The organism is Actinomyces massiliensis 4401292 (assembly GCF_000269805.1).
GTDB lineage: Bacteria > Actinomycetota > Actinomycetes > Actinomycetales > Actinomycetaceae > Actinomyces > Actinomyces massiliensis.
In genome coordinates, this window is the sequence record NZ_JH711481.1 from 432,354 (window position 1) to 446,029 (window position 13,676).

At 67.8% G+C, this 13,676-nt stretch carries 11 protein-coding genes; 7 read left to right on the forward strand and 4 right to left on the reverse strand.

Going from position 1 to position 13,676, the window contains the following annotated elements:
* The first annotated feature begins 37 nt into the window (after positions 1 to 37).
* The 6 genes from W5W_RS0101855 to W5W_RS0101885 all read left to right on the forward strand — a co-directional run bounded on the left by W5W_RS0101855 (position 38) and on the right by W5W_RS0101885 (position 7,399).
* On the forward strand, positions 38 to 934 hold the full coding sequence (locus tag W5W_RS0101855) for a DUF4956 domain-containing protein (RefSeq protein ID WP_017194113.1): 897 nt from the start codon (positions 38 to 40) through the stop codon (positions 932 to 934).
* 224 nt (positions 935 to 1,158) lie between these two features.
* A complete protein-coding gene (locus W5W_RS0101860; protein WP_017194114.1) occupies positions 1,159 to 1,977 on the forward strand; it encodes a polyphosphate polymerase domain-containing protein in 819 nt (272 codons plus the stop codon).
* A gap of 802 nt (positions 1,978 to 2,779) precedes the next feature.
* Positions 2,780 to 3,574 carry an SDR family NAD(P)-dependent oxidoreductase gene (locus tag W5W_RS0101870; protein ID WP_008733033.1) on the forward strand — a complete coding sequence of 265 codons (795 nt, stop codon included), beginning with the start codon at positions 2,780 to 2,782 and terminating at the stop codon, positions 3,572 to 3,574.
* 317 nt (positions 3,575 to 3,891) lie between these two features.
* On the forward strand, positions 3,892 to 4,626 hold the full coding sequence (locus W5W_RS0101875; protein WP_017194116.1) for a DUF4956 domain-containing protein: 735 nt from the start codon (positions 3,892 to 3,894) through the stop codon (positions 4,624 to 4,626).
* Positions 4,627 to 4,657: 31 nt separating this feature from the next.
* Entirely contained in the window at positions 4,658 to 5,521 is an 864-nt protein-coding gene (locus W5W_RS0101880) for a polyphosphate polymerase domain-containing protein (protein WP_017194117.1), read from the forward strand.
* Positions 5,522 to 5,629: 108 nt separating this feature from the next.
* Positions 5,630 to 7,399, forward strand: coding sequence for a carbohydrate-binding domain-containing protein (locus W5W_RS0101885; RefSeq protein ID WP_017194118.1), 1,770 nt, complete (start codon positions 5,630 to 5,632; stop codon positions 7,397 to 7,399).
* Between the two features lie 109 nt (positions 7,400 to 7,508).
* On the opposite strand, the gene W5W_RS0101890 is transcribed toward W5W_RS0101885, so the two are convergent.
* The 3 genes from W5W_RS0101890 to W5W_RS0101900 all read right to left on the reverse strand — a co-directional run bounded on the left by W5W_RS0101890 (position 7,509) and on the right by W5W_RS0101900 (position 11,870).
* Positions 7,509 to 9,401, reverse strand: a complete 1,893-nt coding sequence (locus W5W_RS0101890; protein WP_017194119.1) for a glycoside hydrolase family 13 protein — start codon at positions 9,399 to 9,401, stop codon at positions 7,509 to 7,511.
* Positions 9,402 to 9,453: 52 nt separating this feature from the next.
* Positions 9,454 to 10,767 carry an MFS transporter gene (locus W5W_RS0101895; RefSeq protein WP_238533222.1) on the reverse strand — a complete coding sequence of 438 codons (1,314 nt, stop codon included), beginning with the start codon at positions 10,765 to 10,767 and terminating at the stop codon, positions 9,454 to 9,456.
* Positions 10,768 to 10,886: 119 nt separating this feature from the next.
* On the reverse strand, positions 10,887 to 11,870 hold the full coding sequence (locus W5W_RS0101900; protein ID WP_017194121.1) for a quinone oxidoreductase family protein: 984 nt from the start codon (positions 11,868 to 11,870) through the stop codon (positions 10,887 to 10,889).
* Between the two features lie 169 nt (positions 11,871 to 12,039).
* Here W5W_RS0101900 and W5W_RS0101905 point away from each other — a divergent pair, with 169 nt between their 5' ends.
* Complete coding sequence (locus tag W5W_RS0101905; RefSeq protein ID WP_238533223.1) at positions 12,040 to 13,029, forward strand: aldo/keto reductase; 990 nt, start codon at positions 12,040 to 12,042, stop codon at positions 13,027 to 13,029.
* On the opposite strand, the gene W5W_RS0101910 is transcribed toward W5W_RS0101905, so the two are convergent.
* Positions 12,968 to 13,600, reverse strand: coding sequence for a MarR family winged helix-turn-helix transcriptional regulator (locus tag W5W_RS0101910; protein WP_100219556.1), 633 nt, complete (start codon positions 13,598 to 13,600; stop codon positions 12,968 to 12,970). The two genes, W5W_RS0101905 and W5W_RS0101910, sit on opposite strands and share 62 nt — an antisense overlap.
* Between the last annotated feature and the right edge of the window lie 76 nt (positions 13,601 to 13,676).

Genomic DNA, 13,676 nt, shown 5'->3' on the forward strand with positions numbered 1-13,676 from the left:
TCTTGCCCTGACAAACCGCGAAGAAAGGAATTCTGCGATGACCCTCACCGCGCTCGCCTCCACCGGCCTTGACATGGTGGCGCTGGCCGTCCTGGTCGGTGCACTTTACATACCCCGTCATGGTCGCCGAGACCTTGTGGCCGCTTATATCGGAGTCAACATCGGCGTCTTGGCCGTCACGCTCCTGCTGTCCAGCGCGCAGGAACTGGGGGCCGGTCTGGGCCTGGGACTCTTCGGCGTCCTGTCGATCATCCGCCTGCGCTCCACCGCTCTGGCCCAGGGTGAGGTCGCCTACTTCTTCGCCGCTCTGGCACTCGGCTTGATCGGAGGCATGGAGGCCAACATCGGATTGACCGCCACCCTCATGGCGCTGGTGCTCGCAGCCCTGTTCGTGGGCGACCACCCCGCGCTGATGCGGCGCAACCGCAACCAGGTGGTGACCCTCGACCGCGCCGTCAGCGATGAGCACGAGCTCACCGACCATCTCGAGCAGCTTCTCAACGCCAAGGTGCTCAACCTGGACATCCAGCGCCTCGACCTGGTCAATGACACGACCATCGTCGACGTCCGTTACAGGCTCCACCGCCCCCAGCCTCAGACGGAGGCTCTGCAGGTCTCACAGGCCGCACAGGCCTCGCCGCAGCCTCTTCAGACCCAGCAGTCGGCGCCATTGGTTCACGAGGTGTCCACGACCACGCCCCTCCCTCGGGATGGCCAGGCGGTGCAGCCCCAGGGAATCGCGACATCGACCTTCTCGCCTCAGCAGCCGGCATCCACACGGCGGGGCCGGCGAAGCCAGCAGAGCCCGAATATTCAGCAGGAGTACCAGAGCGCACCCGCACCGCAGCAGAGCCAGCCCGCCGCCCCTGCGCAGGACCCCTGGACCAACTCTTCCTGGCCCGCGCCGCCCTCACACCCCAACAACGCCCACTGACAGCCCTGACAGCCCTGACTGCGCTGACGGCCCTGACCGCCCAGCGAGGTCGGCAAGGTCGGGCAACAGATCAACCAGTCGCAGAACCGGCGGCTCCGGCGAGGCGCGCCGCCCCATCGGCACAGCCGATTGCAGCCGATTCGCGGCACCACCGATTCCAACCACTCACTGTACTCACCGCCTGATTCACCGCCCGGAAGGACCGGAAGGAAAGGAGGGGCGACATGCCACGCACCGAGCACCTCAACACCATCACCCTCGCCGAGCTCAATGCCGAAGCGGGCCTGCTCACCCGCATGGACCGCAAGTACCTGGTGCCGCCGGACGACGTCCAGGACATCATCGACATCCTCGCTCCGCGGGCACAGGTCCTGCAGATCGACGGACTGCGCAACTTCCAGTACGCCTCCACCTACTTCGACACCTCCGCTCTGGACGCCTTCTTCCTGGCCGCCTACAAGCGCCGTCGTCGCTACAAGATCCGCACCCGCACCTACCTGGACTCCGACCTGTGCTTCCTGGAGGTCAAGACCAACGGTTCGCGCGAGGCAACGGTCAAGGACCGGCTGAAGTACAGTCCCGACGACGCCGACCGCATCACCGAAGAGGGCAAGGAATTCATCGTCGAGCGCCTGGTGGAGTCCGAGACCTGCGCCCTCGAGGAGGCCCGCGACATCGCGGAGGCGCTGGTGCCCGTCATGGACAGCACTTACCAGCGCACCACGCTCCACCTGCCCAACGACAACGCCCGCGCCACCTTCGACAAGGCCCTGACCTGGGAGCTGTTCAACTCCGATGGCGTCCGCACCGACCGCCGCGTGCTCATCGACAAGCGGATGGTGGTGGAGACCAAGAACCCCTCCACGGCTTCGCCCACGGATCGGCTCCTGTGGGGACGCGGCCATCGGCCGACCCGTTTGTCCAAGTACGCCACCGGAATGGCGGTGCTCCACGAGAGCCTGCCCACCAACAGGTGGCACCGAACCATCAACCGCGACCTGGGCCGTTACCAGTACGACGCCCCGACGCGCCGGGGTCTTTAAGGCCCGTCCAGCCGTTGCCCGGTCCGACCTGGAAACTAGAACAAGGCCAGAACAGGCAACGGCTGGACGGCTGGGTTCGACCCACAAGTCAGGAACCCGCGGCTTCCCCTCATGGGCAGACCGCGGAGTCTCAACGAGCAGGCGATGATCGAGCACGCCATGGAGGAGTTCTGGGCCAACAGCGACAGCTGTTGCCTCACCGCTGCCTCACCGGCGCGCCCGGCCGAGGCAACCGGCCTGACCAAGGGCAGCCTGTGCGCCTTCTCCGACAGGCGCGCACTGCTCGATACATGCCTGGCATGTACCAGCAGGTCGCCGAGACCGGGCCGCAATCGGGCAGTAATTGCTCGATCTCCAGTAGCAACTGCTCGATCTCGAGCCGCAACTGCTGGAGGCCTCCGAGAACTGCCGCCGCGCGCATCCGGCGCAACATGTCCAAAACGGAGGAGATCAAGACCTTCTCCCTCGCAGTTTCACTCAGCAACCCGCTCCAACCTGCGGGTTTCTGTTTCAGCTGTGCAGGGGCAGTGCGTTGATCTCCTCCGTTTTGGACATCCGAGCCTCTGGAGCTCTCCACCAGGCGATCGACGTGGCGCTATCCGGCCTGCGAGTCTGGCTCGGCCAGGACGGGTGACCGCGCCCCGGCCGAGCCGGCCGGCCGCTGATCGCCGGCCTATGCACAGCCGGCCGGCCGCTGATCGCCGACCGATGCGCAGCACACCCGCGACCCGCCCCATCCAGGGGAAACGTCCGTCCACGTCTTTGACCGATAGTTCAAACCGATAGCTCAAGAAGGAGAACTATGAATCTGCATCTCGAGGGGAAGACCGCCCTGGTCACCGGGGCCGGCCGTGGAATCGGCCTAGCAGTCGCGCAACGGCTGGCGCAGGAGGGCGCGCAGGTCGTCGGCACCGCGCGCACCATCACCCCAGAACTGGAAAAGACAGCCATAGCAGCCATCCCAGCCGACCTGGCAACACCTGGGGGCGCCACCGGTGCGGTGCAGTCCGCCCTGGATGGGCTCGGCGGTATTGACATCCTCATCAACAACGTCGGCGGTGGCGACGCGGACACCCTCAAGCTCGGTGGTTTCCTCGAGCTGGATGCGGATGATGCCCAGTGGCAGAACATGTTCAACCTCAACCTCTTCAGCGCCGTGTGGACAAGCCATGCCGCTCTCCCAAGCCTTATTGAGCGCAAGGGCTCCATCGTCAGCGTCTCATCCATCAACGCCCTCATCCCCACCCCGAGCCCCGTGGGCTACAGCGAGGCCAAGGCCGCACTCCTTGCTTTCAACAAGCGGCTGAGCGAGGAGTTCGGGCCGCGCGGCGTACGCGTCAACACAGTCTCCCCGGGCACCGTGGGAACCGGACGTTTACGCGATCCAGACGGCTACGGCGCACGAGTCGCTGCAGCCCGGGGCATGAAGCATGAAGAGCTCCTAGCCGCCCTGCCCTCGATCTTCAAGATCGCTTCCGGGCGCCTCACCGAGCCCGAGGAGATCGCCGACTTGGTCGTCTTCCTCGCATCACCTGCTGCCAGCAGTGTTGTCGGCGCCAACATCGTCGCCGACGGCGGCACTGTGAAAACCGTCTAAGAGGCCCTGATCCCGCACGCGCATCCGGCGCAACATGTCCAAAACGGAGGAGATCAAGACCTTCTCCCTCGCAGTTTCACTCAGCAACCCGCTCCAACCCGCGGGTTTCTGTTTCAGCTGTGCAGGGGGAGTGCGTTGATCTCCTCCGTTTTGGACATCCGAGCCTCCCCACCGCCCGCATCTCCCGGACTTCCCGGACCTCCCGGACGACTCATGCCCTGCCCATGCCCGATTCACAGCGGGCTCATTGAAACCGCTCCTTGACTATCCACCAACGGGCCGACCAGCCCGGGACATCAGATCCAAGGAGCCTCACCATGACCCTCGCATCGATCGCCGCCATCGGCGCCGACCTGATCGCTCTGATCGCGCTCGTCGGCGGACTGTACGTTCGGCGCCACAGCCGCAAGGACCTCATGGCCGCCTACATCGGCGTCAACGTGGGCGTGCTGGCGGTGACTCTCCTACTGGCGACCTCCAGTGTCGGAGCCGGCCTGGGTCTGGGCCTCTTCGGCGTCCTGTCGATCATCCGCCTGCGCTCCACCGAGCTCGCCCAGCACGAGGTCGCCTACTTCTTCGCCGCCCTGGCACTCGGCCTGCTCGGCGGCATCGGCGCCTCCATCGCAACGACGGCCGTACTCATGGCGCTCGTCGTCGCCTCCCTGTGGATCGGCGACCACCCGTCCATGCTGCGCCGCAACCGCCACCAGGTGGTCATGGTCGACCGCGCCATCTCCGATGAGACCGCCCTGACCGACCACCTCTCCCGCCTGCTCAACGCCCGGATCCACTCGATCGAGGTCCAGCGCCTCGACCTGGTCAACGACACCACGCTGGTCGATGTGCGCTACCAGCTCCACCGGCCCCGCCCCCAGGCGGCGACCAGTGCGCCCGCCCCGGCGGCTCCGGAGAGCCTCGAGAGCCCCGTCGCCACGCTGCCGCCCGCACTCTCCCCAGCAGAAGTCTGGAACCCGGTCGTGCAGGAGGCTCCCTCCTACCGCCCGCAGCGCGAGCCGCGGAACACCACGGCAGTCCACGCGGTCGTCCGCTGACTCACCACTGGATATCGGATAGGAGCCACCCATGCCCGCGGCCGCGCCCACCACCACCGCCCTCGACACCGAGCGCCTGACCGCCACGACCCTGGAGGACCTCAACGCCTCCGCCGGCCTGCTCACCCGCGTCGACCGCAAGTACCTCGTCGCCTCCGACACCGCCCAGGGCGTCATCGACGCCCTGGCCGAGCGGGCCCTCGTCCTCGACATCGACGGTCGGCGCTGCTTCTCCTACGCCTCGACCTACTTCGACACCCCCGAACTCGGCTCCTACTTCCAGGCCGCTCACAAGCGCCGTCGCCGCTTCAAGATCCGCACCCGCTCCTACCTGGATTCGGGACTGACCTTCCTGGAGGTCAAGACCCGCGGTCCTCGGGGCGCCACGATCAAGCAGCGCATAGACTACCGAGCCGCGGACGCCGACCACCTGACTCCCGAGGGCCTCGGCTTCATCGCCGACTGCCTCGCGCCACTGAGCGGGTCCGTACGGGATGCCCGCCGCGTCGCGCGAAGCCTCAAGCCGGTGATGAGCACGACCTACCGCCGCACCACGCTGCACCTGCCCGACGACGGCGCCCGCGCCACCATCGACACCGACCTGACGTGGACCGCATTCGCGTCCGGCGAGGACGGCGAGGGCGAGGAGCGCGGGTCCGGCACGCGCGCCACCCGCCGCGGCGCGCCCCGACCCGCGGGGCCGCTCGCCGTCGTCGAGACGAAGAATCCGGCTCGATGCTCTCCCACGGACCGCTACCTGTGGGCCAGCGGCCACCGGCCCTCGCGGATATCGAAGTACGCCACCGGCATGGCCGTACTCCACCCCGAGCTGCCGGCCAACAAATGGCATCGGCTCCTGACCCGCGAACTCGGCAGTACCGCTCGTGCCGCCTGAGCCGGGGATTCCGGCTATCACCCCCACTGACCATCTGCCCCATCGACCGGCCGCCGCCCACCAGCAGCCAGGCCCCGAGCGCCGGGACACCGGCACCAGGAGACACACATGTTGAACCCGCTCAAGCACGTCACCGCCCGCCCCATCGGACGCCATGCCGCAGCCCCGCGCGGCCGCAGGATGCAGCGCGTCGGTGGCGCGATCGCCGCCCTGGCCTCGGTCGCGCTCGTCACCGCCTGCGGGATGACGTCGGCGACCGCCACTGATGCGGCCACGGGCTCGACCAGCATCAGCACCGCCGTCAGGCAGGCCTCCGTCGGTGCGAGCGCATCCGATGTCCTGTCCGCGAACGCAGATACCTCCGAGGCAACCGCGGTCGCCTCGGATGCCGACAAGACCGGCGCCTACGACGCCTCCGCCACCACGACCATCACGGCCTCGGGCGGCTCCGCCGAGGTCTCGGGCGCCGACGCCGGCAATGTCACTGTCGATGGCGGGACCGTCACCATCACCGGCTCCGGCACCTACGTGGTGAGCGGCACTCTCGACGGCCAGGTGGTCGTCAACGCGGATAAGGCCGACGTCCGCCTCGTTCTGGCGGGCGCCTCGATCACCAACACCGGCGGGCCCGCGATCGACATCCAGGACGCCGGGAGCGCCGTGATGGTCCTGGCGGAGGGCACCACGAACACACTAGCCGACGGCTCCGCCTACGCCGATACCAGTGAGGACGCCGCCACCGCCGCCCTGTTCTCCTCGGACACGCTCACCATCACGGGCACTGGCTCCCTGAACGTGACCGGCTCCTACAACGACGGCATCTCATCGAAGAACGGCCTGGTCATCACGGGCGAGCCAACGATCACGGTCGACGCCGTCGATGACGGCGTGCGCGGCAAGGACTACCTGCTCGTCTCGTCGGGGAGTCTGACGGTGAGCGCGGGCGGCGATGGCCTGAAGTCCTCCGAGGACAACGACGAGGCCAAGGGGTTCGTCGTGCTCGGGGACGCCACGGTGAACGTCACCTCCGGCGACGACGGCGTGTCCGCGACCACCGACGTCACCGTGGACGGCACGACGCTGTCGATCGCCGCCGGGGGCGGGCAGGCCAATGCCACCGTCTCGGAGGAGCAGGGACCGGGTCAGGGCGCGCCCGATCAGGGTGCGCCGGGTCAGGACCAGGGCGCCGGCGGCCAGTCCGATGAGAGCCAGTCCGAGAGCACCACCGCCTCCCCCAAGGGGATCAACGCCGGCGTGACCTACGCCCAGGACACGGGCAGTGTCACCATTGACGCCGCCGATGAGGGCCTGCAGGCGGCCTTCGTCAATGTGAATGGCGGAAGCCTCGATATCGCCTCGGGCGACGACGGCATCAATGCCTCCAACGGCGATTACACGATCGAGGGCTACGAGAGCGCCGACTCCGAGTCCGATGACGGCTCGGTGCTCACGATCTCAGGCGGGCAGGTGCAGATCGATTACGCCAACTCCGACGGGATCGACTCCAACGGGTCGGCCCATGTCACCGGCGGCGAGGTCGTCGTGGGCGGTGCAGCGGGATCGATGGACGGATCGGTGGACGCCAATGGCGAGACGACGCTGGTGGGCGTATCCGCCTCCATTCCGGTGGCCGAGGGCGACACGATCACCGTCACGGGTGCGGACGGCACGAGCTGGACACTGACCAGTACGGTCTCCGCCGATGCGGTGACGGTGCTCGGCCTGAGCGAGGGCGGCGAGTACACGGTGGCGACGACGTCGGGCGGTTCGACGACCGCGACGGCCGGCGCGCTGAGCGCCGGCATGGGCGGAGGCCCGGGAGGCCCCGGGGGCGGGGACCAGGGCCCGGGGCAGGGCGGTCCCGGGCGCAAGGGCTGAGCGCGCTCCCCCACACTCCCCCGTCGAGATCGGTTGTATTCCGGCTCGAGATCGGTCCGATGGACCGATCTCGAGCCGGAATACAACCGATCTCGGCATTTAGTGGGGATCAGCCGGGGATGCGGATCCAGGCAGTCGTGTCGGCGGGCAGGACACTCGCGGCGCCACCGGCCGCTCCGGAACCACCATCGGACTCGACGACGCCGAGCGGGGCCGAGACCAGCAGGACCTCCCCGGCCGGCAGCTCGGTATCGGCACCGAAGGCTGTCCAGCACTGCACGTCGCCACGGGCGAAGGCCAGAACGTCCTCGTCACGTCGCACCCACCGAAACGGCCCGGCCGACGGATGCGCCGCGCCCCAGATCTCGCGACGCAGTCGTAGGCCCTCGCAATACAGGTGAAGCATCGAGCCCGGGTCGGCCTCCTCGAGCTCGACGGCATGCTCCCCCCAGTCCGCCGGCTGGGGCAGGTGCGGCTCGGCGCCGTCGTCGGGTCCGAAGCCGAATGAACGGCCGGTCGCCGTCCACGGCAGCGGCACGCGGCAACCGTCGCGCCCCTTCTCCTGGCCGCGCATGCGGCGGGCGATGGGGTCCTGCAGGCGGTCCTCGGGGATGTCGGGGACCTCGGGCAGGCCGAGCTCGTCGCCCTGGTAGAGGTACATGGCTCCCGGCAGCGCCATCACGACCATGGCTGCGGCTCGCGCCCGGTGCTCACCGCGCGCGGGGTCGCATGCGGGTGCCGCACCCTCAGTGCCCTCAGTGCCCTCAGCGCCCTCAGCGCCCTCAAGGCCATCGGCTCTGATCCACCGGCGCGCCAGTCGTTGGGCGATGCCCGCGGGATACTCGGGGTCGGGCTCCTCCGGAGAATCGTCATCGGCGAGGTCGAAGCCGTAGCGGGTGGCGACCCGCGGGGTGTCATGACAGCCGAGGACCCAGGTGGTCGAGCCGCAGGCGGCCTGGTCCGCGATGCCGGCGTCGATCGCCCAGGCGACGGAGCGGGCGGTCCAGTCGGCATCCTGCATCTGGAAGTTGAAGGCCTGCCCCAGGCTCGCCGCGTAGGCGGGACGGCGCGAGGCGACGACGCCCGCCTCGGCCACGGCGAAGCGCGGCGGATCGTAGGAGTCGAGGGCGGCGCGCCAGTGGCGGTAGATGTCGTGGACCTCGTCGCGGTCGAACAGGGGGTGAGAGCCGTCGTCGGGCAGAGGCCACCAGGGGATCTCCGCCATCGGACGGTGCGGCTCGGACATGTCCTTGGCCATCCCGGGGGCCATGTCGATGCGGAAGCCGTCCACGCCGCGGTCGGACCAGAAGCGCAAAGTGGCCAGGAAGTCCTGGCGCACCGCCGGATCGTCCCAGTTGAGGTCGGGCTGCTCGGGGGCGAAGATGTGGAGGTACCACTGGTAGGGGCGGGATGTTCCGGGACCGGTGAGCGGGGCGCCGTCGGGGCCGACGTCGTCGATGCGCTCCCAGGCGGAGCCGCCGAACATGGAGCGCCAGTCATTGGGCGGCTCGGTGCCGCCAGAGCCGGTGCCGGGGCGGACGTGGTAGAGGGCGCGCTCGGGGGCGTCGGGGCCGCCGGCCAGAGCGGCTCGGAACCACGGGTGCCGGTTGGAGGAGTGGTTGGGGACGATGTCCACCATCACCTTGATGCCGACGGCGTGAAGGGCGGCAACCATGCGGTCGAAATCGGCCAGCGTGCCGATCTCGGGGGCGACGTCGCGGTAGTCATCGACGTCGTAGCCGCCGTCGGCCAGGGCCGAGGGGTAGAACGGGGAGAGCCAGACGGCGTCCACGCCGAGGGCGGCGAGGTAGGGGACGCGGCTGATAATGCCGGCGAGATCGCCGATGCCGTTGCCGTCGGAGTCGGCGAAGGAGCGCGGGTAGATCTGGTAGACGACGGCGTCCTTCCACCACTGGCGGACCGGGGCGGGCGCGCTGGGGCGGTGGTCTCGGTGGGCTTGATGGGCTGGGCGGGCTTGGCGGTCTTGCTGGTCTGCGGTCACGGCCGCATTCTGTCAATCCTGTCAATTCTGTCAGATTTTCGCGCCGAGCCCCTCAGCCCTTCCCCCGCCTGTCCGCCACACGAGCGCCGAGCGCGGTGTAGCTCAATGCGACGACGAGAAAGATCGTCCCCACCCATAGGAATCCGGCGCCCATGCTGGCGCTGGCGGAGATCCCCATGAACACCGCCCCCAGAGCGGCCACCCCCACCGCCAGAGCACTTTGTTGAACGGTCGTGATCAAGCCGCTTCCCAGACCGATCTTATGACCAGGAATGGTAGACAGAATAGTACGATAAGTACTTGGCACGTAAAGACCGTTGCCGATACCGATCAGGAACATTCCGGCAGCCACATGATAGAATTCGAGATAAGGCCAGAATAGAACAACTGGCAGCATGATGGCCGCAATTCCCGTCGCCTGCGCCAGCCCTCCGATCTGGATGGATCGAATCCCATATCGCTTAATTATTTGTGGTGCCCGCATGGCCGATAAGAACTGCCCCAGCGCCATCGGGGCCATAGACATCCCGGATTCAAGCGCGCTCATGGAATTCCCCTCCTGCATGGCCAGCGCAAAGGCGAACAGGTAGCCGCCGAACACCAGGAATCCACTCCCCAGCACCAGCAGTCCTCGCCGCATCGTCGAGATCGCCAGAAGGGAGGGCGGGATGAGGGGAGCCCGCCCTGAGGCCTCGATGCGCGATTCGTAGAGCCGCAGTGCGGCGAACGCCGCGGCACTGCCGACGCAGAGGGCCCACGCCCACGCCGGCCAGCCCGTCTGCCTGCCCACGCTGAGGGGAATGAGCAGGCCGAGAATCGCCGCCCCGAAGAGGAGAGTCCCGCCGATATCCGTGGAATCAGGGTCATCCGCCCTCGTCTCCGGAACCCAGGCCCTGATCCCCAGGGCCGCCACAACCCCCAGAGGAAGATTGATCAGGAATATGAGCCGCCACCCCAGGCCGCCCAGGTCGGCCCATACAATGACCCCTCCCAGCAATCGACCCACTGCCGCGGACAGGCCACCAATAGCGGCGTAATAACTGAGCAGACGCGTCTTGGCGGGCTCTTTCAGAGCGGCTTGAATAGTGGACATGACTTGAGGGAGCAGCAAGGCGGCGAAAGCCCCTTGAACCACCCTGGCAGCAATCAGTATTTCCATCGAGGCGGCCACTCCGCAGAACAGCGACGCCGCAGTGAATCCCAGTGTGCCGAATACGAGAACTCGCCTGCGCCCGTATCTATCCCCAGAACGCCCACTGAAGACCAGAAGCAGGGCGTAGACGATCGAGTATCCACTGATGACGAACTGCGATTCGACGGTGTCCGCCCCCAGCGAGGACTGGATGGACGGAAGCGATACGTTCACGATGAATGAATCGATCGACGTCAGAACAGCAGCCAGCAGAATAGCGGCCCGCCCAGCGGGCGGGAATTCTTTCGCGTCGGATATCGATTCCCGCGCCGCAATCGCACCGGATTCTCTCATCACGCCTGCGATCCGGTGGGGCGCTCGTGGACGAAGACGGTCTTGCCGATGGTCCTGCCGTCGCGCAGCGCGGTCAGCACGCGGGGCGCGTCCTGAATCGGAGCCCGCTCCGCAATCTGCACAGTCACCTCACCAGAAGCCACCAGCGCCAGCGCCCGGCGCAGATAAGTGCCGACGATGCGCGGATACGCAGCGGACATGGCCCCGAGATTGAAGCCGTGAACACCGATCCCCTTTAACCAGAGCGTATTGCTGCTGACCACCTGGTCACCGGCCTGGGAGGCATCGCCGACGGCGAGCAGACGGCCGCCGAGTCGGAGCAGCTCGAGGCTGGTGATCCTGCCGGGCCCGGCCACCGGATCAGCGATCACATCGAACTGTCCCGGTTCCGCATTCTCAAGATCAGCACGCAGCCATACCTCGTCGTATCCGAGATCGAGCGCGGCCCGCTTCTTCTCCTCGCCGCCGACGACGCCGACAACACGGCCGGCTCCGAGCGTGCGAGCGATCTGCCCGAACTGGGAACCCAGCCCACCCGCGGCGGCATGCACGAGCACATGCTCTCCCGGCCGAAGATGCGCAACCCGCTCGAGCGAGATCAGCGCGGTGGTCGTATTCGACGGCACCACCGACGCCAGGGAGGGATCCATGCCCGCAGGGATCGGGGCGACGAGCTGGGCGTGCGTGACAGCGACCTGCCCGTAGGCGCCGCCCGCATTGATCGTCAGCGCGGCAACCCGATCGCCGACCGCGAGGCCCTCCACTCGCTCGCCGAGTGCCCGAATCCTGCCCGCGGCCTCGATGCCGGGCACCCACGGCAGCGGTTTGGGCACGAACCCGCCCGCGAACAGGGCTTCAACATAGTTCGCCCCCGCGAACTCCACATTCAGCGCCACTTGCTCCGGGGCGGGCTCGGGTTCGGGGAGCGTGTCGTAGGTCAGCCCTCGAGGACCGTCGTAGCTGGTGATCTGGATGGCTTTCATCTCGACTCTCCTCATATAGTGTCAGTAAGCTGAACAGAATCAGGAACCTGATAGATATGACAGTATCAGACACCTGACACAGATCGGAAGCGAGAGGTGAGCCACGATGCAGCGCGAACTTGGACGTACAGGGCGGAAGGTGTTCCCATTGGGCCTCGGCTGCATGGGCATGAGCTGGATCTATGCGGAGAGCCGCCGCGATGACGAGCACTCCATCGCCGTCATCCGACAGGCCCGGGACGCCGGCGTGCAGCTGATCGACACCGCGGGCCTGTACGGCGACGGCCATAACGAGGAGCTCGTCGGCCGCGCGCTGCGCGGGCAGCGCGACGACGTTGTCATCGCCACGAAGGGCGGACTGGTGGTCGACGACCTCGCGGCGAGGCGGGTGCACCGCGACGGACGGCCCGAGACCCTGAGGCGACAGGTCGACGAGAGCCTGCGGCGCCTCGACGTCGAGCAGATCGACTTGTTCTACCTCCACCGGGTCGACCCGGCAGTGCCTATCGGCGAGAGCTGGGAGGCCCTGTCGGCCGTCGTCGACGCCGGCAAAGTGCGCTGGCTCGGGCTGTCCGAAGTCACCATCGCCCAGGCCGAGAGCGCACATGCGATTCACCCGGTGACGGCGATTCAGTCCGAACTCTCGCTATGGACGCGCGACCCTCTCGGACGCGGCGCCGAACAGGGCACGGGCCGGGAGCAGGCCGAGCCCACGAGCCGCGGCGGCTCGGCCGAAACCTCCAACGGCACCTCGAACAGCACCTCCGACGGCGACCTGCTCGCCTGGACACGAGACCATGGAGTCTCGTTCGTACCGTTCGCACCGCTGGGGCGGGGCTATCTGACCGGCACGCTCACGCCGGACGGATTCGAGGACGGCGACTTCCGCGCCACGAACCCGCGCTTCACACCGGAGGCATTCGCCCGCAACCGGGACATCACCGACGAGATCTCGCGGGTCGCCAGCGCCCACGATGCGACATCCGCACAGGTCTGCCTGGCGTGGCTGCTCGGTCTATCGGAGAACATCATCCCGATTCCCGGCACCCGCAGCAGTACTCACCTGCGGCAGAACCTCCGCGCCACACAGCTCGCCCTCACCGACGACGAGATGCGGACTCTCGACGGGCTGCCCGCCCCCTCAGGGGCTCGCTACTGAGCTCCGCCCCGGCCGACGACGATGCAGTGCCGGCACCGGCGACAGCATCGTCGTCGGCATCGGCGTCATCAGCGCCGTCGCCACCGCGCAGCACCGCCGCGATTCGACTCAGGAGGTCGCGAGCCGCAGCGTGCTCCTCCGCGGTGAACGCACCGGCCAGGCGCTCCTCGACCGCGCGTGCGCACTCGTCGGCGCGCAGCAATAACGCCTCGCCGGCCTGCGTCAGCTCAGTGACCAGCACCTTGCGGTGCACCTTCGACGGCGTGCGCTCGATCAGCTTCTTGCCCTCAAGCCTGGCCAGGATCGTCGTCATCGTCTGCGGCGTCACCGCCGCGTTCCGCGCCAACTGCGCCGAGGACTGCCCCGGCGAGTAGTAGAGGACCAGCATCGCCGCGTACTGCGCCACGGTGAGGTCGAAGGGCCGCAGCGCCTCCGACTTCGCAGCCATCAGCGCCTGCTCCGCCTGCTTCACATAGGTGCCCAGGCGGGCATGCACATCCTCCACAAGCGCGTCCTCCCCCCGACGGGGCGGGCATGGTCGCGGAATGGCGGCAGGCCGCGTATCAGTCATCTGACAATGATAGCCCGGCCGAGAACCGGTCCGCCGCCTCCGCACAGCGCCCCACCGATCCGCAGTACCTCTTGAC